The following is a 21002-nucleotide window of genomic DNA, read 5'->3' on the forward strand; positions in this document are numbered from 1 at the left end:
GTCCCAGCCGGCCCTGCCCCGCCCCACGCCGACCCCTCCCCGCCGACACCCCCGGTCGGCCGGACCCGACCCCGTCCCCCACCCCCCAGGAGCACGACGAACGTGAGACTCACCGTCACCACCGTGGACGCCGCGGACGGCCTGCGCCGCGACCATCTCCTGGACCTCCCGCCCGGGAGCATCGTGGCGGACCTCGCAACCGCCGTGCACCGCCCGGCCGCACCCGCCGACGACGCCCCCGAGTCCGGCGCTGCCGACCTGGGCGCGTTCCTGGACGGCCAGGCGCCGGCGACCGGACAGTCGCTCTACCTCGGCGACACCGTGCTCGACCCGCAGGCCCCGCTGAGCGTCTCCGGGATCCGCGAGGCCACGGTGCTTGGCCTGGGCGCCCCGCCCGCCGAGCCCGACCGGGTGCACGCCCCCCGGCACCCCTTCGACCCGCAGACCCTGGTCCAGGTGCACGCGGTGTCCGGCCCGTACACCGGCCGGGTCTGGCCGCTGGGCCCGGGCAGCCACGAGATCGGCGCCGACGAGGGCTGCGCGATCCGGCTGCCGGTGTCCGGCGTACCGGCCCGGGGCCTGTGGGTGACGGTGTGCCCGGACGGCTCGGCGTACTGGCATCGCACCGGACCCGACGAGGGCGCGGTGCACGGCCGCGAGGTGGCGCCGCCGCCCACCGACGCGATCACCGCCGCCGCGGCGCTGCCCCGCAAGCACGAGGAACGCATTCTGGAGGACGAGCGCGAGGCGGACCGCAAGGTCGAGCGGGAGAGCGCCCGGATCGCCCCGCCGAAGGAGCCGGTGCTCCGCCCCGAGGCGCCGCCCGGCACCCCCTGGCCGCACGCGTCCGACCTGGTCGTCGGCCCGTCGTTGCTGCGCCTGTGCGGACCGGTCGAGGCGGACGCCGACGTGACGCCCTCCGACGACGGCATCGGCCTGGACTACAACCGGCCGCCCCGGATCGCCCCGCACCTGGACGCGGAGAAGATCCGGCTGCCCTCGCCGCCGCTGGAGCCGAACCGGGTGCCGTTCCCGCTGCTCGTGATGATCGCCCCGCTGGTGATGGGCCTGGCGATGGTCGGGTTCTTCCACTCGTACTTCTATCTGATCTTCTGCATCATGAGCCCGTTCATGGCGATCGCGAACTGGGTCTCCGGCCGCCGCAGCAATCGGGTCAAGCACCAGCTCGACGGGGTGCAGTACCGGCGCCGGCTGCGCGTATTGCACGACGACATCCGCACGGCCGTGCGCCGCGAGCGCATCGTCCGCGCCGAGGTCGGCCCCGACCCGGCCGCCGTCGCGCTGATCGCGACCGGGCCGGGCAGCCGGTTGTGGGAGCGGCGCCGCCGCGACGCCGACCACCTGGTGCTGCGGATCGGCACCGTCGACCAGCCGTCGGTCAAGGAGGTCGAGGACCCGGCCCGGGACGAGCATCACCGCACAGCGAGCTGGACGTTGCCCGACACACCCATCGGCGTCGAGATCCCCGACCACGGGGTACTCGGCGTGGCCGGCCCCACCGAGCCGATCCAGGCGCTGGCCCGCTGGCTGGTGATCCAGTCCGCCGTCCTGCACAGCCCGCGCGACCTGCGCGTGGTGGTGCTGACCGATCCCGAGCGGGCCGGTGACTGGGCCTGGGTGCGCTGGTTGCCGCACCTGCGCCCGCAGTCCCGCTCGGCCGCGCCGGTCGCCCTGCTCGGCACCGACCCCGAATCCACCGCCAACCGCATCTCCGAACTGGTCGCGCAGATCCAGAGCCGACAGCGCAGCATGGGCTCCTCGATGGGCCAGGCCATGTTCAGCGGCCCCGACATCCTGGTGATCGCCGACGGCGCCCGGCAGTTGCGCGAGGTGCCCGGCATGGTCCAGGTGCTCACCGAGGGCCCGGCGGCCCGGGTGTTCAGCGTCTGTCTGGACGAACGCGAGCGGCTGCTGCCGGAGGAGTGCACCGCCGTCGTGCTGGCCGCCGGCCGACACCTCACCGTGCGCCAGACCGGACTGCCCGACGTGAAGGACGTACGCGCCGACCACGTGGACGCGGCGTGGTGCGAGCAACTGGCCCGCGCCCTGGCGCCGTTGCGCGACGTCAGCCCCGAGCACGACAGCGGCCTGCCGCAGACCGTCAAGCTGCTCGACCTGGTCGACGCCGAACCGCCGAAGGCGGCCGACTTCGTGGCCCGTTGGGCCCGCCGCCCGGCCTCGACCACCTTCACCCTGGGCGCCGGCTACGACGGGCCACTGCGTATCGACCTGGTGCGCGACGGTCCGCACGGCCTGATCGCGGGCACCACCGGCTCCGGCAAGTCCGAGTTGTTGCAGAGCTTCGTCTCCGCGCTCGCGGTGGCCAACCGCCCGGACGAGCTGACCTTCGTCCTGGTCGACTACAAGGGCGGCAGCGCGTTCAGCGAGTGCGCCGAACTCCCGCACACACTCGGCATGGTCACCGACCTGGACGAGCACCTCGCCACCCGGGCGCTGGAGTCGCTGGCGGCGGAACTGCGGCGCCGCGAACAGCTGTTGGCCGACGTCGGCGCCAAGGACCACCCCGAGTACCGGGGCAAGCGCGCCGGCGACCCCACCCTGGCGCCGCTGCCCCGACTGATCCTGGTGATCGACGAGTTCGCCACCCTCGTCCGCGAGGTGCCCGACTTCGTCACGGGGCTGATCAACATCGCCCAGCGCGGCCGTTCGCTCGGGATCCACCTGGTGCTGGCCACCCAGCGTCCGGCCGGCGTGGTCACCGGCGACATCCGCGCCAACACCAACCTGCGGATCGCCCTTCGGGTGACCGACGCGGGCGAGAGCCAGGACATCATCGACACCATGGAGGCCGTGCACATCTCGGCCGGCACACCCGGCCGGGCGCTGATCCGCACCGGGCCGGGCGCCGCCGTGCCGTTCCAGGCCGCGTGGGTGGGCGCCGAGCGGCCCCTCCCCGGCGGCGCCGCCGAAAAGACCGGCCCGACCCGCGCGGTGCGCGCCACCGAACTGACCCTGGCCGGCCTGGGCCGGCCCGCGTCGCTGCCGGCGGTCGACGAGGGCCCGGACACCGCGGACACACCCAACCCGACCGACCTCAACGCCCTGGTCCTGGCGCTGCGCGAGGCGGCCGAGACGCTGCCCGACTACCGCCCGCTGCCCAGCCCGTGGTTGCCGCCCCTGGCGGAGCGGGTGCTGGTGGACGACCTGCCGCCGGTGGAGCGGGCCGGCGTCGACCCGTCCGACCCCTGCCCGCCGCCGATCCCCTACGCCCTGGAGGACGTTCCGCAACTCCAGGAGCAGCGGGTGACCACGATGGACCTGGCCACGTTCGGTCACCTGTACGTGATCGGCTCGCCGCGCTCGGGCCGCACCCAGGTATTGCGCACCCTCGCGGGTTCGGCGGCGGCCACGGCGAGTTGCGCCGACGTGCACCTGTACGGGATCGACGCGGGCGGCGGCGGTCTGGCCGCGCTGGAGACCCTGCCGCACTGCGGCGCGGTGGTCTCGCGGCACGACATGGAGCGCATGGGGCGGCTGTTGGGCTACCTGGTCCGCGAGTTGACCGAGCGTCAGGAACGGTGCAGTGCGCACAACGCCGCAGGATTGGTGGAGTTGCGCCGGATCCTCCCGGCGGCCGAGCGGCCCGCGCACATCGTGATCCTGCTCGACGGCTGGGACTCCCTGGTCGCGCTGCTCGACGACCACGACGGCGGCCGGCTCGTGGACGACACGATGCGCCTGCTGCGCGAGGGCGCGGCGGCCGGCATCCACATCGTGGCGACGTCCGAACGGGCGCTGCTGAGCGGGCGGTTGTCCGCGCACAACGACCACAAGCTGCTGCTGCGCCAGGCGGATCGCAGCGACTACCAGATGGCCGGCATGCCGATCCGCAAGGTGCCGGCCGTGATCTCGCCCGGTCGCGGCTGGCACGTGTTGTCCCAGACGGAGAGTCAGGTCGCGTTGCTCGCGCCCGATCCGAGCGGACAGGAACAGGCCGAGGCGCTGCGCCGGATCGGCACGGCGGCGGCCCTGCGCGACACCTCGGTGCCGCGCGAGCGCATGCCGGTGCTGATCCCGACGCTGCCGCGTGTGGTCGAGTTCGCCACCGCGTACGAGCGGGTGCCGGCCGAGGTGCGCCGCCCGATGTGGGGGCTGCTCGGCATCGGCGGCGACAGCGCGGAGCCGATCGGGGCGGACTTCGCCGCCAGGTCGGTGTTCTGCGTGATCGGGCCCGCCGGGACCGGGCGCAGCACCACGCTCGCGTCCTTGTCGGTGTCGTTGCTCGCGGGCGGCACGTCGCTGGTGGTGCTCACCCCGCGCGAGTCGCCGCTGCGCGGGCTTGCGCAACATCCCCAGGTGCGGCTGCTGACCGAGGAGGATCCCGCCGCCGAAGCGGTCGAGCGGGCCCTGGACGAGCTGTCCGGTCCGCGCGTGGTGGTCGTGGACGACGCCGAACTGCTCGGGATGCCCGCCGCCGACCGGGTCCTGCGCGACCTGGCGGTCGCCGGCCGCGACCGGGGGCAGGGGCTGTTGTACGCGGGGTCCTACGACGCCCTCCAGGTGGCGATGGGCAGTTGGCTCACCGCGGCCCGACGCGGCAGCCGCAGCGGCGTCCTGCTCGCGCCGAAGAACATGCAGGAGGGCGACATGATCGGCGTACGGCTGCCGACGAACGTGGTGCGCTCGGCGCCGCCCGTCCCCGGGCGGGCGTGGACCGCCGGGCCGAACGGCGCGCCGATGGCGGTGCAGGTGCCGCTGACGGTGTTGCGGTCGGCCGAGTAGCCGGGCGAACCTCCTTTCGCGCACACGAGTTCGGGCCGCTTCCCCCCGAGGGAAGCGGCCCGAATCGGTACGGCGAGGGTTCAGCTCTTCTTCAGGTTCTTCGCCATCTCCACGTCCATCTCGTGCATCTGGGTGCGGATCTTGGCGAACATCTCGGAGAAGATCAGGATGCCGTCGACGGCGGCGGTGAGGCTGGTGTTGAACTTCGAGTAGGCCTCGCGCATGGCCGGGCTCGACTCCTTGAAGACCATGCCGTTGTCCAGCAGCCCGTTCACGTCGGAGAGCAGCGTGTTGATCATCGGCGTGATGGTCTCCTTCGCCTTGGTCAGCTTGCCGGCGACCTCGTCGATGCGGCCGAAGTCGAGTGCGATATCGGGCATGGTTCCTCCAGGGAAGATCGGCTCGTCGTGGGGGTACGACGAACGGGGACTACGGGGAGCTACAGGGGACTACCGGGCGATGCGGCTCAGTCGCGGCGCGGGATGTGCCCGCCACCGCCGCCACCGCCCGGCGGGACGGGCTTCTCCGGCGGCTTGGGTGTGGTGTCCACCCATTCGTGCTTGCCGTCGGCGCGCGCGTAGGTGTGCGTCTTTCCTTCGGAGTCGACCACCTTCTGCGTGCCGCCCCCGTTGGCGTTCAGGTGCGTCTCGGTGGTGGTCACGCCGCCGTCAGGCGCGGTGGACACGGTGGTGTAGTTCAGCCGGCTCGAGTCGTAGGTGGTGACCGAGGTGTACGTCTGGCCGTTGTTGACGACCTTGGTCTCCTCCTTGATCACGTTGCCGTCCGCGTCCAGGGTCAGGTGGGTCTCGATCCGGCCGCCGTTGGGCGTGGTGATCACCTTGTCCAGCGGCGGTTTGTCGCCGGGGTCGGTGGCCTTGCAGAACTCCGGGTAGGTACCGTCGGGTCCGGGTTTGGCGCACTCGGCCAGGTGCTCCTGCTTGTACTTCCAGGCGGCGACCTTGTTGCGCCACTCCGCCAGGCCCATCGTGGCGCCCATCACGCCCAGGCCCTCGGTGATCTGCGCGTCGGCGTTGAAGTAGGCGTCGCCGACCTTGCCGAAGCAGTCGCCGAGCTTCTTCAGCAGGTCCTCGGCGCGGGTCATCGGGCCCGCGGACAGCCGGTACAGGCTGCGGAACGCGGCGGTCAGGGTCGGGTCGCCGAACACCGCCTGGGCGTCGGTGTAGCCGCCCTTGCCCAGGGTCGCGAAGTCGCTCGACTTGAGCGTGGGCGAGATGCGGTCGGCCAGGTCGTACATGTCCTTCTTGGCCTCGGCCAGCGTGCTGTAGTCCAGCGCGAAGTCGACCACGTCCGCTCCCGTCGGGCATCGCGGATCCCTCGGCCGGATCCGTCGCCGTGACCACGCCCGAGCCCACCACCCGGTTCATCGCGGCCCGACACGTCATCCGATGAACCGTCCGGTGGGCCCGGGCGTGGTCACGGCGAGGTCCGGCGAGCACGGCGAGGAGACGACGGGTCATGGGCAATCGCCCCACCGACTGGAACGCGATCGGCCTGAGCACCGATCCCACCCCGGGCGACCCCGTTCGGCTGCGCACGCTGATCACCTCGATGGAGAGCCTGGGCAAGGTCGCCCGCGAGATCGACGACGCGTTGAACTCGGTCCTGGACAAGACGGGCAACGGCGCGTTCGTCGGGCAAACCGCCGACGCGCTGCGGGAGAAGATCAGCGGCCCGCTCCGCGAGTTCGTGACCAGCATCGCGGACGCGTTCGAGCACTCGGCCAAGGCGCTGCACACATACGTCGACGTGATGGAGGCCCAGCAGCGGGTCGCCGACACGGCGTTGGCCAACGGCCGCGACCTGCCCCTGGAGGATCCGCAGCGCGCCACGTACGGCACGACCGCGCGCAACGCGGGCACCGCCCAGCGCACCCAGGCCGAGACCGCCGCGAAGGTGCTCAACACCTCGGCGACCGGGATCAAGCAGCCGGTGTCGAACTGCGACCTGTTCTGGGAGGCGTTCAACTGGCTGGCGATCATCCTGATCCTGCCCGCGCTGCTCCTCGGCGGCCCGCTCGCGCTGCTCGCGATCGGGATCAACCTGGTCCTGTTCGTCAAGACCGCGGTGGACGTCGCCAACGGCAAGGCCGGGTTGCTCGACCTGTTCCTGGCGGGTCTGGGCATGATCGCGCCGACCACCAAGGGCCTGAACCTGTTCAAGCTGTTCAAGGACGGCGCGAAGTTCTTGTGGACCAAGGGCATCAAGCCCTTCGCGCAGGGCGCGTGGGGCGCGCTCAAGGGCGCCTTCAACGCGGGCGCGTTCCGCTCGTTCGCGTTCATCCCGGGCCTGAAGGACTTCGCCCGGCTCGCGGGCGGCTGGATCAAGACGGGCGCGTTGTGGGTGGGCGCGGCGGCGCTGAAGATGCCGTCCTGGGTCGGCGGCATGGTGATCAAGGGCGGCTTGGCGGTGGTCACCGGCCTCAAGGCGATACCGGCGCTGTTCCGCGCCATCCCCGGGGCGATCAAGGGGGCCGCGGGCAGCACCTGGAAGTTCCTGAAGTCCGAACTCGGCGGCACCAAGTGGCTGCGGCTGATCCTGCCGGTGGACGCGGCCGAGATCAGCCGGTTCGGGCTCAAGCGCGCGTTGCAGATCGGCTTCTACGAGCGTGGTGTGCTCGGCAAGTTCCGCTACGCCTCGCCGCTGCTCGGCGCGGGCGGGCGCGGCCTGAGCCAGCTCCCGACCACGCCGCCCCTGGGCGCGCTGCCCGAGATGCCGGTGAACGACCTGGCCCGGATCCGAGCCGGCGACTGGTCCGGGTTCGGCGCGAACGAGCTGCGGATGAAGGCCCTGGACCTGCCGACGACCAACCTGACCGTCACCTCCCCCGCCGGCCTGCACATCCCGACCAGCCTCGGCGAGGTGATGCAGTTCGCGCCGGACGCGGTGCGCCGCATGGACGCGCTCCTGGACATCGGCGCGCGCGACATGAAGATGGTGCAGATCGGCGACTGGGCCAAACTGCCGACGCCGGCGAACAGCGGCCGGATGGAGCTGAACGCGCTCCACTCGATCGGGCAGCTCTCCCCGACCAACGGCGCGGCCGGGGCGGTACACGCGCTGCCCACCCCGTCCACGCTGCCGGGCGTCACGCACACCCCGTCCCTGTCCACGCTGACCGCGCTCGACCTGGTCCAGACCGGGGCCGGGCACCGGCCGAGTGTGCCGTCGCTGGTCACCGGCAACACCCCGAGCCCCGGCGCCGGTATCGCTCACCTGCCCGCCCCGACCGGCCATGTGACCGCGCCGAGCCTGCCCGCGGCCGGCCTGAACCACGGCCTGCCGGCGCCGAGCCTGCCCGCGCCGAACCTGGCCGGCCACGGCCTGTCCGGCCCGGGTCTGCCCGGCCACGGCGCCCCCGCTCCGCACGTGGAGTTGCAGTCGACCGGGTTCGGCTCGACGGCGACCCTGTCCGCGCCGAGCCCGACGGCGCTCGCGGGCGGCCCGCCGCCGACGGCGCTGGTCCCGGACCACGCCGGGAACGCGCTCAACCTGCTCGACCACGGCCCGAAGCCGATGCCGCGCCCGGACGGGCCCGCCCATGCCGGCGCGCTGCCGACCGCCCCGCCACCGCACGGCCCGGGTGGCGGCGGCGAGTTGCGGCCCGGCACGCCGACCGCGAACCAGGTCGCCGTCGCGCCGACCCCGCCGCCCGGCGGTCACCTGGCCGGCCCGCCCAACCGGCTCACCGGCGCCCAGTTGGAACAGCTGTGGCAGCGCGACGCGGACCGGATCGGCGCGCTGTTCGGCAAGGCCGACGACCCGCTGCGGGCCGAGCGGATCGAGGCGTGGCGCGACCTCACCTCGGCGCGCAACGAACTGGGCCGGGCCCAGCAGGTGTTGCACGACCTGGAGGTCCGCCCCGGCGGCTCGTCCAAGCCGTCCGTATACGAACGCGACGCCGGGATCGCGGTGCAGACCGCGTCGGCGAAGGTGGAGACCGCGACCACCCGGCTGGACGCCCTGGGCGTGGACCCGGCCCGGATCGACAAGGGCATGGCCCAGATCCAGGCGCAGAGCCTGCTGGAGCGTCCGCGGCTGGTCGGCGGCACCCACCACGACCTCGGCGGCGGCAACACGCCGGCGACGACGTCGGCCGCCGGAGCCGTGCCGCCGCCGAACACGACCGTCACCTCGCACGTCGGCGCCGGTTCCACCGGACTCGACGGTGCGACGGTGCGTACGCCGGTGCACGGCGGCTACCGGATCACCGATCCCGCCACCGGCCACTCCGTCCGCTACGGCCACGACGGTCGCCTCGTCGACGAGGCGCTGGCGCTGCACTCGCCGGGTGAGCCCCGGTTCGTCGTGGACGACGGCGGCGGTCGACCGTTCCTCACCAACGCGAACGGGGACCCGGTCCTCGGCTTCGACGTCACCGTCGTGCGCGGCGGCTACCGCGTCACCGACACCACCGGCGGGCAGACCGTCCGCTACCGCACCAACGGCGCCGTCGCCGAGCAGGGCATCGCCCTCGGCGGGGCCGGCGCGCCCCGCTTCGTGGTGCACGGCAACGACGCCCGGCCGCCGATCCTGACCAACGCACACGGCAAGCCGATCACCGATCGGGTCTTCACCCCGTTCGAGAACGGCTACCGGGTGACCGATCCCGCCACCGGCGGCTCGATCCGATACGGCGCGGACGGCCACGTCGTCGAACACGGCCTCGCGCTCCGCGGTCTGGACGAGCCACACTTCGTCGTCCCCGGCGAGCGGGGTCCGGTGCTGACCGACCTGCACGGCACCCGGATCGACGACGTCCACGTCACCCCGACCGACGGCAACGGCTTCCGCATCACCGAACCCACCAGCGGACAGAGCACCCGCTACCACGGCAACGGCACCATCGCCGAGCACGGCCTCGCCCTCCAAGGCGCCGGCGACGCACACTTCGTCATCCCCGGCGAACCCCACCCGACACTCACCGACCTCCACGGCAACCGCATCGACGGCGTGAACGTCACCCGGGTGGACGGCGGCGGCTACCGCATCACCGAACCCACCAGCGGACAGAGCACCCGCTACCACGGCAACGGCACCGTCGCCGAGCACGGCCTCGCCCTCCAAGGCGCCGGCGACGCACACTTCGTCGTCCCCGCCGAACACGGCCCGGTGCTCACCGACGTGCACGGCAACCGCATCGACGGCGTCCACGTCACCCCGACCACCAACGGCGGCTACCGCATCACCGAACCCACCAGCGGACAAACCACCCGCTACCGAGGCGACGGCAGCGTCGCCGAAGGCGGCGTCGTGCTCACCGGGTCCTCGGGTGACCGACACTTCGTGGTGACCCGCGACGGCCGGCCCCCGGTCCTCACCGATGTGAACGGCAAGCCGATCACCGACCTCAGGCTGACCCCGTTCGAAAACGGCCACCACATCACCGACCCGGCCACCGGCCGCTCCGTGCGCTACGACGGCACCGGCACCGCGATCGAGCGGGAACTCGGCCTGACCGAACTCGGCGAGCCGCACTTCATCGTCGACCGCGACGCCGGCCCCGAACTCACCGACGTACGCGGCATCCCCGTCGCCGGCGTCGAGGTCACCCCGCTCACCGGCGGGGGCTACCGGATCACCGAGACGGCCGGCGGCCACAGCACCCGCTACTCCGCCAACGGCTGGGCCGCCGAGCACGGCATCGCCCTCGGCGGCGGCGTCGAACCCCGCTTCGTGGTCGGCGAGGGCCCGAACCGCCACCTCACCGACATGCTCGGCACCCCGGTGCCGCACCAGACCGCCACGCTCACCGCCGACCAGGGCTTCCGGATCGTCGACACCCGCACGAACGCGTCCACACTGCACGGTGCCGACGGCGCGTTCATCGAGCGCGGCATCGCCGTCGGCGGCCCCGGCGAGCCCCGCTTCGTGGTCGGCGAGGGCGCCGGCCGGGTGCTCACCGACGCGAACGGCGTCCGCGTCACCGACCGCGCGATCACCGTCGTCGACAACGGCTACCGCGTCACCGACCCGAACACCGGCCACTCGTTCCGCCACGACACCGTCAACGGCACGTTCGAGCACGGCACCAAGCTGGGTCGCGCCGGCCAGGGCCCGTTCGCGGTCGGCGACACCCTCACCGACCTGCACGGCAACCCGCTCCCGGTGGAGCAGCGGCTCACCCGCCTCACCGCCGCCGACGGCACGCACACCGGCTACCGGGTCGACGTCGTACACCCCAACTCCCCGCGCCACGGCGAGTTCCACGAGTTCGGCACGAACGGCACGGTCACCCGCGAGGGGTTCAACGTGCTGGACGACGGCCGCTTGACCAACCACCAGTACGTCGTCGACCACAGCACCCCGACGCCGACCTGGCGCCAGGACTTCCACCCCGACTCCCCCGGCGGCCCGTTCACCCACAACGAGTTCCAGCACGGCACGGTGGACACGAGCGGCGTGGCCAACGGCGGACTGCGGCTGAAGTCGAATTCGCCGGACCGGGTGGTGATCTTCGAGCGCCGGATGTTGCCCGGCGGGACCACGCTCGACGCGTTCCGGCGTACCGACCTCAGCGGCTTCGGCACCTTCAGCCACCGCACCAAGTGGATCGAGTGGGGTGCCGACGGCACACCCCTCGCCCAGGGTTCGCGCAAGTTCGACACGTCCGGCTTCGGCTACACCGACGTCGACCGGCACTTCGTCACGGTCCGCGAATTCCGGGACACCATCCAGAAGTTCGACGGCCGGGCGGGACACACCCTCGGCGTCAAGGGCACCGACGGCTGGACCTGGCACCGCTACGACGGCGCCGGCAACGAGTTGGCGAGCGGTCCGCGTACCACGCACTGGGACGGCGGCTGGAGCGACCGACACGGCCCGGGGACCGGCAACCACGCGGGTGAACTGGTCCAGAAGCAGTGGGGAGAAGTGCACCGGACCGGCCACGCCCGGCACTACCGCGAACACCCGCTGGGCGCCGACGGTTTCCGCAAGGCGTCCTGGGACGAGTTGTCGCCGCAGGGCAAGGAGGCCGGGAAGCACGTGGTGGAGACGAACGGTTCGACGTTCACCACTACCCGGGTCTCCGAGCAGCGCCCGCCGAGTTGGGCCCGCAAGTGGCTGACCCACCACTGGACGAACCCGGCCGGCAACCACGCCTTCCTCGCCTCCGACACCCGCTACCAGGTGTTCACCTGGGAGAAGTCGGTCGCCGGCGCGGACGGCACCGTGGTCCGCAGCAGCGGCACCCGCTTCGTCGGCGACGACGGCAGTTCCTTCGACATCCTCGCCGACGGCACCTTCGCCCGCTCGCAGATCAAGTTGGCCGACGGTTCGACCCTCAAGGCCGGCGACACGGTACGGCCGCACGCGAACGCCCCCGCCGGAACGATCCCGTGGAGCAAGGGCGACGTCATCGGTTATCGCCTGGATGCCGGCGGGCGGAACTGGCAGGACTTCCGACCGGTGACGAACGCCGACGGCGTCGTCACGCATTGGGAGATGGTTCGCGAGGGCTTCGAAAACGGCAACATCCGGCACTACACCACGCCGGAATCGCCCGTGCACGGCACCCCGGACGCGCCGGTCCCGGCCCCCGAGATCCCGGTGGCCCCCAACCCGCGCAGCAACTGGGTCGAGTACGACGCCCACGGATACGTGGCCGGGCGTCGGGACACCTGGACACTCGCCGCCGGCAATGAGATCACGATCGTCGCGCACGGCTCGTCCACCGCGAAGACCTGGCGGTGGGAACGCCTCGATGCCGCCGGCCAGGTGCGGGAGTCCGGCAAGCGGGTGTTGTTCCGCAGCTCGGACGACCCCAAGCTGCCGTTCGACGACTCGTTCCGGGACTTCGACGCGCACAACAACCTGGTCCGCGAACGACGCATGCTCGACGACGGCCGCTACGTCGACGCGTGGCGGGCACCGGGCACCCAGACCTGGACCTGGCAGAAGTTCGACCGGGCGGGCGCGATCATGCCCCAGCCGGGCACGGGCACCCACGAGCGGGTGTGGTGGGACCCGAAGGCGGCCGAGGGCGCCGGCGGCTGGCAGGCGACCCCGCTCGACGGCAAAAACCTGCTCTTCCGCGACCGGTTCGTGCCCACCACGGGCGAGACGCTGGTGATCCGCGAGACCCCGCCGCACATCACCGACGCGCCGGCGCGGGTGCGCGAGTACGGGCCGGGCGGCGCCACGTCGCCGAACACCGCCACCTGGAAGGAGTTCGACCACGGCACGGCGGTGCGCACCCGATCGCTCACCCCCGAGGGGAACTACCTGGAACGGGACGCGTGGCGCGGCCAGTGGCGGCGCTACGACGAGCACGGCAACCTGCTGGCCCGGCGCACCGACGGCGGCGCGGTGATCACCACCGACTCGCTGGGCCGGTGGCGCGTGGTCGGCAGCGAGTACGACTTCCGCGGCCAGGTGACCGAGGTGCGCGGCTGGGTGCGGCGCGTCCGCGAGGGCCAACGCATGCCGTGGCGCGGCGACATGACCGGGATCGACGTGACGCAGTTCCGCACCGCGTTGACCGGAATCCCGGGCGTCCTGCCGACCGGCTCGATCCACCTGGCCGAAGCCGCCTACCAGAGCGCGGGGACGGTCCTGGGCAAGAAGCTCGCGCTGGAGTTCGCCCAGGAGTTCGCCATCGAGTTCACCGCGAACATCATCGTGGCCGACATCAACGCCAGGGCGCAGGGCAAGAGCCTGACCGAGACCGACTGGCAGAAGGCGGCGCTGAACGCGGCGGTCGGCGGCGTGGTCAAGGGCGGTGTGGGCGCCTTCGTGCACGAGAACAAGTGGGACGGCTTCCGCAAGCTCGGCGACCTCAAGAGCGGCTACGGCAACATCGACGGCGGCAAGCACTGGAACCGCCGGCCGGGCAACCACGACAAGACGTGGGCCAACGAGTGGGCGGGCAACGAGACCGCGGTGCGCTGGCGCAGCGGCACCTACGACTTCGGCTACAGCGCCGGCGTCGGCATGCTGGCCGGGTTGATCAACGGCAGCATCAACGCGAGTGTGTTCGGCATCAAGGGCGCCGACGGCCTCACCCACAAGCTCTCCGGCTGGGAGGCGCTGGGCGACGGCGGGATCGCCTCGTTGTCCGGCGTGGTCAGCACCGGCAGTGCCTCGCTCGCCCGGATCGGCTTCCTCAACGCCGCCGGCGGTCGGTTCTTCCACCGCCAGGGTGTCAGCGAGTTCCTGCTCAACATCGGATTCAAGATCGGCGAGAAGATGTTCAACGGCTGGTTGTTGCCCAAGGTGCGCGCGGGGATCGACCCGGTCTGGTACCAGCAGAAGGATGCGTAGCGAAGGTGCGTAGCGCACAGATGTCGAGCGTCGAGCGGCACACCGGCGGCGGGCCGGTGCCCGTGCGGGTGGCCGCCAAGGGCCGGGGCGCCCACCGCCGGATCGCGGACGCGGTACGGGCCGCCGCGCCGGGGGCGACCGTCCTGATCGAGGCCGGCCACTACACCGAATCCCTGGTGCTGGCCCGGTCGGTGACGCTGTGTCCGGAACCGGGCGGGGGCGAGGTGGTGCTGACCGCGAGCGCCGAGGGGCCGGCGATCACGGTCGACGCGGCGGACTGCGCGGTGCGCGGGCTGACCGTGCAGGGCGCGGGCGGCGACGCGCCGGCGGTCAGCGTGGGTCCGGGCGCGGGCCTGATCGTGGCCGACTGCACGGTCCGGGGCGGTCGGATCGAGGTGCGCGGCGGGCCCGATCGGGACGAACCCGACGGCGCCGACCCGGACTTGGACGCGCCGCCGACCGCCGGCGGCACCACCTCGGCGCTGCTGCTCACCGGCACGCGCGTGACCGGCGCGCGGCTCGCGGGACTGCACGTGTCCGGCGATGCGCGGGCCCGGGTGGAGGACGTCGAGGTGGGCACGATCGAGGGCACCGGGATCGTGGTCTCCGGCAGCGCCCGGGTCGGCATCGCCCGGCTGCGCCTGGAGGCCACCTCCGGCTCCGGGATCCGGCTGCGCGGCCGGGCCGTACTGCGCCTGGCCGACTCGGTGTTGCACGGCTGCGGGCGGGTGGGCCTGCTCCTGGAGGACGCCTCCTCGGCTGCCGCGAGCGAGAGCCGGGTCAGCGCGCCGGGCGCGGCCGGGATTCGGCTCGGCGGCAGCGCGCGGGCCGAACTGACCGACTGTCGGATCCTGGACGCCGCCGCGGCCGGCATCGTGCTCGACGGCAGCGCGCGGGTGCTCGCGCAGGGCTGCGCGGTGCGCCGCTCGGCGACCAACGGGGTGCTGCTCACCGAGGCCGCGGCGGCCGAGTTGACCGACTGCCGCATCCTCGACTCCGGTTTCGGCTCGATCCACGCGGCCGGTACCGCCGTTCTCAAACTGGCCGACTGTCGGGTGGTGGGCACCCCCGAACACGGCGTGCACACCGCGGACACCGCCCGGGTCGAGCTGACCGACTGCACGGTCTCCGCCGCCGCGATGAGCGGGATCGCGATCACCGGCCGCTCCTCGGCCGCGCTCTCCGGCTGCCTGGTCGCGGACACCACGACCGGGATCGGCATCGCATCGCCCACCGGGTCGCGGGTGTCGGGATGTACGGTGCGCGCCGCCGGGCGCACCGGGATCGAGGTGACCGGCGAGGGTGTCGCCGAGTTGACCGGCAACCGGGTCACCGGCGCGGGTGCCGCGGGCATCGTGTTCGACGCGGGCTCGCGGGCCGAGTTGGCGGGCGGCTCGATCGAGGACTGCACCGGGTCGGGGCTGGTGGTGTGGACCGGCGCCCGGCCGACGGTGCACGGGGTGCGGATCGAACGTCCTGGCAAGAACGGGCTGTTCGTGGCCGAGCAGGCCGGCGGCACCTACACCGGCTGCGACGTGATCGGCGCGGGCTACGCCGCGCTGCACGTGGGCGGCGGCGCGGATCCGCTGTTCCGGCGTTGTCGGCTGCGCGACTGTACGGACGACCTGAGCACGGATCCGGAGGCCGCGCCGGTGTTCGACGACTGCGATCCGGCGCTCGGCGGCACGTCGGCCGGCGCACAGCCCGCCCCCGCGGCGATCGCGGGCGTCGGGCCGGGCCCGGCCGCCGCACCGCCGGTGCCGGATCTGCCCGAGGTGGTCGAGGAGAAGCTGACCGACCTGCTGGCCGAACTCGGCGAACTGGTCGGCCTGGACGGGGTCAAGCGCGACGTCGCGTCGATGGCCAAGCTGATGCAGACGGTCCGGCTGCGGGTCGAGGCCGGGCTGCCCGCGCCGCCACTGAGCCGGCACCTGGTCTTCGCGGGCAACCCGGGCACCGGCAAGACCACAGTGGCTCGGCTGTACGGGCGCCTGCTCAAGGCGCTCGGGCTGCTCGGCCACGGGCACCTGGTCGAGGTCGACCGCAGCGCCCTGGTCGGCGAATACGTGGGCCACACCGGGCCCAAGACCGCCGCCGCGTTCAACCGGGCGATCGGCGGCGTGTTGTTCATCGACGAGGCGTACTCGCTCTCCCCGCTCGCGGGCGGCAACGACTTCGGCTCCGAGGCGATCGCCACACTGGTGAAGCTGATGGAGGATCACCGCGACGACGTGGTGGTGATCGCGGCGGGCTATCCCGACGACATGGACCGCTTCGTGTCCTCGAACCCGGGCCTGGCGTCGCGGTTCACCCGCACGCTGCTCTTCGAGGACTACGACGCCGAGCAGTTGGTGGCCATCGTCGAGCACCAGGCCGAGCGCCACCGCTACGAACTCAGCCCCGCCGCACGCACCGAGCTGCTCGCGTTGTTCGCCGGCATGTCCCGGGGCGGCGGCTTCGGCAACGGGCGTTCGGCCCGCCAGGCGTTCCAGGAGATGACGGAGCGCCAGGCCGGCCGCGTCGCCGAACTCGAACACCCGGACGCGGCCCAGCTGATCGCGTTGGAGGTCGCGGATCTGCCGACGTCGTTGGCCTCGTAGCCCGGGGGCACGACGTCAGCGCGGATACATCTTGACCACCTTGCCGTCCAGGTCCGCCCGCAGGTAGCCGGAGCCGTAGTCGTCGCTGACGTACACCTTCAGCGACGCCACCCGGTCGATCAGCCCGAGGTCCACGATCACGTAGCGGTTCTTCGGCGTGGTGATGCCGAGTTCCTTGTCGGCCTTGGCGAACAACGCGGGCAACGCGTCCCAGTTGACCTTGGTGAGGTCGATGGTCTTCTCGTCCTCACCGGTGCGGCCGAAGCCGTTGTCCTTCGTGGTCTTCCCGTCGCGATAGGAATAACGGTCCTGGAGGCGGGCATTGCCGGGCACCGGTGCGTCGATGGAGGCGAAGGTGTCATGGACGCTGAAGGACTTGACCTTCGTCCCGCCGATGACCGGCTTCATCGACTCGATCACACCGCGGATCCCGGCCGGCGTCATCAGGTTCTCCTTGTCCGCGGCGGGCTTGGACGCCGTCCGGGTCGGCGACGGTCGCTCGGCCGGCTCGGTCGGCTCGTCGTTCGGCGAACTCCCCCGCGCATCGGGCGAGATGTTCGTTCGCGTCGCCGCCGGCTTGGCCCCGTCCCCGGCCGAATCCGACCCCGAGTCGCGAAGCTGGGACACCAGGAGCACCGCGACCAGCGTGCCGACCAGGGCCGTGGCGACCACCGATCCCCCGACGATCCGATTGCGCCGCGCCCGCTGCCGGGCGGCCGACTCGGGCGTCGCCGGGGTGAACGCCGAACCGTACGGCGAGCCCGCTCCGGACGACCCGGCCGCCGCCGACCCGACCGGCACCTCGCCCGAAGAGTCGGCCGAAGCCCCCTGCGATGAACCGGAGTTCGGCCCTCCGTCGACCCGATCCGCCCCCGCCCATCCGGGCCCTGCCCGGTCTGCTCCGGCCCACGCGGGCCCGGACCCGGACCGCGAACCCGTATCGGCCCCGAACGCGGCATCGAAGCCGGAACGGGACCCGGTGTCCGACCCCGATTCGACCGCCCGACCACCGCCGAGGTCGCCCGGCTTCCAGGCCAGGGCGTCGGCCACCGGCAGCGCCGAGGTCGTGTGCTGCGACGAGGGCCGCGCGCCCGGCTCGCCCGCGGCCGCCGCGAGCAGCGCGTCCAGTTGCGCCGCGTCCGGCCGAGCCGCCGGGTCCCGCACCAGCAGCGCTTCCAACACCGGCCGCAACGCGCCCGCGCGGACCGGCGCCGGCACCGTCTCGGTGAGCACCGCGGCGAGCGTGGCCAGGCTGGTCGCCCGGCGCAGCGGGTGCTCCCCCTCCACCGCCACGTACAACATCATCCCGAGCGACCACAGGTCGGACGCGGCGTTGTCCTCCTCGCCGCGAATGCGCTCCGGCGCGATGTATTCGGGCGAGCCGATCAGGTCCCCGGTCGCGGTCAGGCTGGTCGACTCGCGCAGCGCGGCGATGCCGAAGTCGGTCAGGACCGGGCTGCCGTCGGCGCGCAGCAGTACGTTGCCCGGCTTCACGTCGCGGTGGTGGATCCCCGCCGCGTGCGCGGCGCTCAGCGCGGACAGTACGCCCCGACCGATCACGGCGGCCTCGGCGGGAGCGATCGGCCCGTTGGCCAGCCGGTCGTGCAGGGATCCGCCGGGGACCAGTTCCATCACCAGCCACGGGTGCGGGACCTCGGCGGCGTCCACGATGTGATGGATCGTCACCACGTGCGGGTGGTTGAGCCGGGCCAGCGACCTGGCCTCACGCAACACCCGCTCGCGCAACATCCGGGCGGCGGTCGGATCGTCCTCCAGGAGTGCCGGGTCGGGCGGCCGGACCTCCTTGAGCGCGACCTCGCGCTCAAGGGCCAGGTCGCGCGCCCGCCAGACCAAACCCATGCCGCCACCACCGAGCCGCTCCAGCAACTCGAAGCGGCCGTCGATCACGCGTCTGCCAGGTATACCCGGGGTCATGCGGCACACCCTACAAATCAGGCCTCCCACAACCGGTACCGCCGGCCGCATCGTGGGCAGATCCCTCGCCGAGGCGCCGTCGAACCTCGCCGCCGAGCAGGCCCGCGACCGCTCAGCCGCGCCGTTCCGCCACCACGTCGAGCAACCGGCCGATCCGGTTGCTGATGATCATGTCCACATCCATGTCCAACAGCCTGCGCATCACCCGGGGCGAGTCCACCGTCCAGGCACTCACGCCGTATCCGTCCGCATGGCAGCGCGCCACCGACTCCGCGTCGTACGCCCGCCAGCGCAGGTTGATGTACTCCGGCCGGAGCGTCCGCAGCACGTCCTCGCCCGGCAGCCGGGCGAACGAGTCGCCGCTGAGCCCGATGTGGGCCTCGGGCGCATGCTCGCGGACCATGCCCATCGCGACCGGTCCACCGACGTAGAGGATCTGCTCGTTCAGCCCGTGCCGGGCGACCGCCTCGGTCCCGGGACCGGCCAGTTCGATCTCGCCGAAGTCGACCATCAGCCCGCCGGGGCCGCCCTTGATCAGGTCCAACGCCTCGTCGAAGCTCGGCACCCGATACTTCCCGCGCCGGCCGATCTCCCGGACCTCGGCCAGGGTCAACTCGCGCACCCGCGCGTTGCGCCACCACAACCGGCGCAGCGTCGCGTCGTGCAGCAGTACGAGGTGTCCGTCCCGGGTCACCTCCAAGTCGATCTCGACCAGGTCGGCCCCGCGCTCCAGCGCGCTCGACAACGACGGCAGGGTGTTCTCCCGGTAGCGTCGGGGGTCGCCTCGGTGGGCCACGGCCAGGGTCACGACAAACCTCTCGATCGGGGACCGGCGGGCACACCGTACACGCGCCGCGCCCGCCCCGGGTTCATCGTGTCGAGGGACCGCCGGAGGCGCCGAATCCGCGCAGCAGGGTGTCCACGATCCGGGTGGCGAGCACGTCCGCGTCCTCACCCCGGTCGTCCTGCGCCGACTCGTGGATCAGCGCGTAGTAGACGCGCCGGGTCCAGTCGAGGTCCACCTCCGGACGCAGCAGCCCGCTCTCGCGTGCCCGGCGGAAGAGCCGATCGCACCGATCGAGCACGTCGGTGTGCAGGTGCGCGACCTCGGGGTCGTCGGTGCGCAGGGCGTTCATCGCGAAGCCCCACGCGATCTTGACCCGCAGTACGTTCGCGGTCACCTGGTACAGCGCCACCGCCGGCGGCGTGGCGTCCGGCCGCGCCGCCGTCACCGCGTCGTGGAACTGCTGTGTGGCCCACCGGGTCATCGCCACGATCAGCGCGTCGCGGGTGGCGAAGCGCCGGTGCACGGTGGTCCGCGCCACGCCGGCGGCCTCGGCGATCTGCTCCATCGTGGCCGAGGGGTTGGCGCTCAGGACCCGCTCGGCGGCCTCCAGGATCGCGCGCACGGTCCGCTCCGCGTCCGCGCGCAGCGGTCGCACCCGGCCACCGGCTCCGTCAGTTGGGGAAGTCACCCTCGAACTGTACGACAACGACGCCGGTCGGTTCATACTTGCGACATCAGTGATGCATGTTCTAGGTTCACTGCATCACCAAAGCAGCAGGTCGGTCGTCGAAAACCATCGACGCCGGCTGCCCACCAAGGAGTTCTCATGGACCTGCGCCTCACCGACAAGGCCGCCCTCGTGACCGGCGCGAGCCGCGGCATCGGGCTCGCCATCGTGTCCACGCTCGTCGCCGAAGGGGCCCGGGTCCTGGCCGCGTCCCGCACGATCACCCCGGAGTTGGCCGCCACCGGCGCCACGACCATGGCCGTCGACCTGGCCCGACCCGACGGCCCGCGCCGCCTGGTCGATCGGGCCCTCGCCGAGTTCGGCCGGCTCGACGTCCTGGTCAACAACGTCGGCGGGGGCGACGCCGGCGGCGAGTCGCAGACCGGCGGCTTCCTGAGCTTCACCGACGAGCAGTGGCTCGCCTCGTTCGAGCTGAACTTCCTGGCCGGCGTACGCACCACCCGGGCCGCGCTGCCCGCGTTGGTCGACACGCGCGGCACGATCGTGAACATCTCCTCGCTCGGCGGCCGGGTGCCGCACAGCGGTCCCGTGCCGTACACGACCGCCAAGGCCGCGCTCACCGCGTTCGGCAAGGCCGTCGCGGAGGAGTTCGGCCCGCGCGGCGTCCGGGTCAACACCGTCTCCCCCGGCCCGGTGCGCACCGCCATGTGGGAGGCGCCGGACGGCTACGGCGCCCAACTGGCCGCGTCCATGGGCCTGTCCCACGAGCAGCTGCTCGACACCCTGCCCGGCGCGTCGGGCATGGTCACCGGCCGCTTCGTCGACCCGGACGAGGTGGCCACCGCGGTCGCCTACCTGGCCTCCCCGCTCGCCGGCAGCGTCACCGGCACGGACCACCTCGTCGACGGGGGCGCGCTCAAGGCGGCCTGAACCCCGCAGTCGGGGC

The 21002-nt window shown here is 72.7% G+C and carries 9 protein-coding genes; 4 read left to right on the top strand and 5 right to left on the bottom strand.

Going from position 1 to position 21002, the window contains the following annotated elements:
- Nucleotides 1-102: 102 nt before the first annotated feature.
- Nucleotides 103-4764, top strand: coding sequence for an FtsK/SpoIIIE domain-containing protein (locus ACMXN5_RS05075; RefSeq protein WP_439674192.1), 4662 nt, complete (start codon nucleotides 103-105; stop codon nucleotides 4762-4764).
- An 80-nt stretch (nucleotides 4765-4844) separates the two neighbouring features.
- Here the strand turns inward: ACMXN5_RS05075 and ACMXN5_RS05080 are convergent, their stop codons facing one another.
- Together ACMXN5_RS05080 and ACMXN5_RS05085 are read right to left on the bottom strand one after the other, a co-directional pair.
- Nucleotides 4845-5144, bottom strand: coding sequence for a hypothetical protein (locus ACMXN5_RS05080; RefSeq protein ID WP_078978201.1), 300 nt, complete (start codon nucleotides 5142-5144; stop codon nucleotides 4845-4847).
- Between the two features lie 86 nt (nucleotides 5145-5230).
- Nucleotides 5231-6070 carry a hypothetical protein gene (locus ACMXN5_RS05085; RefSeq protein ID WP_395786401.1) on the bottom strand — a complete coding sequence of 280 codons (840 nt, stop codon included), beginning with the start codon at nucleotides 6068-6070 and terminating at the stop codon, nucleotides 5231-5233.
- 170 nt (nucleotides 6071-6240) lie between these two features.
- Between ACMXN5_RS05085 and ACMXN5_RS05090 the strand changes: the two genes are divergently transcribed.
- Entirely contained in the window at nucleotides 6241-14046 is a 7806-nt protein-coding gene (locus ACMXN5_RS05090; protein ID WP_439674193.1) for a hypothetical protein, read from the top strand.
- Between the two features lie 20 nt (nucleotides 14047-14066).
- Nucleotides 14067-16646, top strand: coding sequence for a right-handed parallel beta-helix repeat-containing protein (locus ACMXN5_RS05095; RefSeq protein ID WP_439677949.1), 2580 nt, complete (start codon nucleotides 14067-14069; stop codon nucleotides 16644-16646).
- 15 nt (nucleotides 16647-16661) lie between these two features.
- On the opposite strand, the gene ACMXN5_RS05100 is transcribed toward ACMXN5_RS05095, so the two are convergent.
- From ACMXN5_RS05100 to ACMXN5_RS05110, 3 genes are all read right to left on the bottom strand, one after another.
- On the bottom strand, nucleotides 16662-18581 hold the full coding sequence (locus ACMXN5_RS05100; RefSeq protein ID WP_439674194.1) for a serine/threonine-protein kinase: 1920 nt from the start codon (nucleotides 18579-18581) through the stop codon (nucleotides 16662-16664).
- Nucleotides 18582-18693: 112 nt separating this feature from the next.
- Nucleotides 18694-19389: a glycerophosphodiester phosphodiesterase gene (locus tag ACMXN5_RS05105; RefSeq protein WP_439674195.1), complete on the bottom strand. Its 696-nt coding sequence runs from the start codon at nucleotides 19387-19389 to the stop codon at nucleotides 18694-18696.
- A gap of 61 nt (nucleotides 19390-19450) precedes the next feature.
- The gene (locus ACMXN5_RS05110; protein WP_439674196.1) at nucleotides 19451-20056 is read right to left on the bottom strand and encodes a TetR/AcrR family transcriptional regulator; all 606 of its coding nucleotides are present in this window, start codon (nucleotides 20054-20056) and stop codon (nucleotides 19451-19453) included.
- A gap of 138 nt (nucleotides 20057-20194) precedes the next feature.
- Here ACMXN5_RS05110 and ACMXN5_RS05115 point away from each other — a divergent pair, with 138 nt between their 5' ends.
- Nucleotides 20195-20986, top strand: coding sequence for an SDR family NAD(P)-dependent oxidoreductase (locus ACMXN5_RS05115; RefSeq protein ID WP_439674197.1), 792 nt, complete (start codon nucleotides 20195-20197; stop codon nucleotides 20984-20986).
- Nucleotides 20987-21002 lie beyond the last annotated feature (16 nt).

The organism is Embleya australiensis (genome assembly GCF_051903075.1).
Lineage (GTDB): Bacteria > Actinomycetota > Actinomycetes > Streptomycetales > Streptomycetaceae > Embleya.

What these genes read in the sequence shown, in the direction of transcription:
- ACMXN5_RS05115 (WP_439674197.1), top strand. Translation starts at nt 20,195, where the DNA reads ATGGACCTGCGCCTCACCGACAAGGCCGCCCTCGTGACCGGCGCGAGC.
- ACMXN5_RS05080 (WP_078978201.1), bottom strand. Translation starts at nt 5,144, where the DNA reads ATGCCCGATATCGCACTCGACTTCGGCCGCATCGACGAGGTCGCCGGC.
- ACMXN5_RS05100 (WP_439674194.1), bottom strand. Translation starts at nt 18,581, where the DNA reads ATGACCCCGGGTATACCTGGCAGACGCGTGATCGACGGCCGCTTCGAG.
- ACMXN5_RS05095 (WP_439677949.1), top strand. Translation starts at nt 14,067, where the DNA reads ATGTCGAGCGTCGAGCGGCACACCGGCGGCGGGCCGGTGCCCGTGCGG.
- ACMXN5_RS05090 (WP_439674193.1), top strand. Translation starts at nt 6,241, where the DNA reads ATGGGCAATCGCCCCACCGACTGGAACGCGATCGGCCTGAGCACCGAT.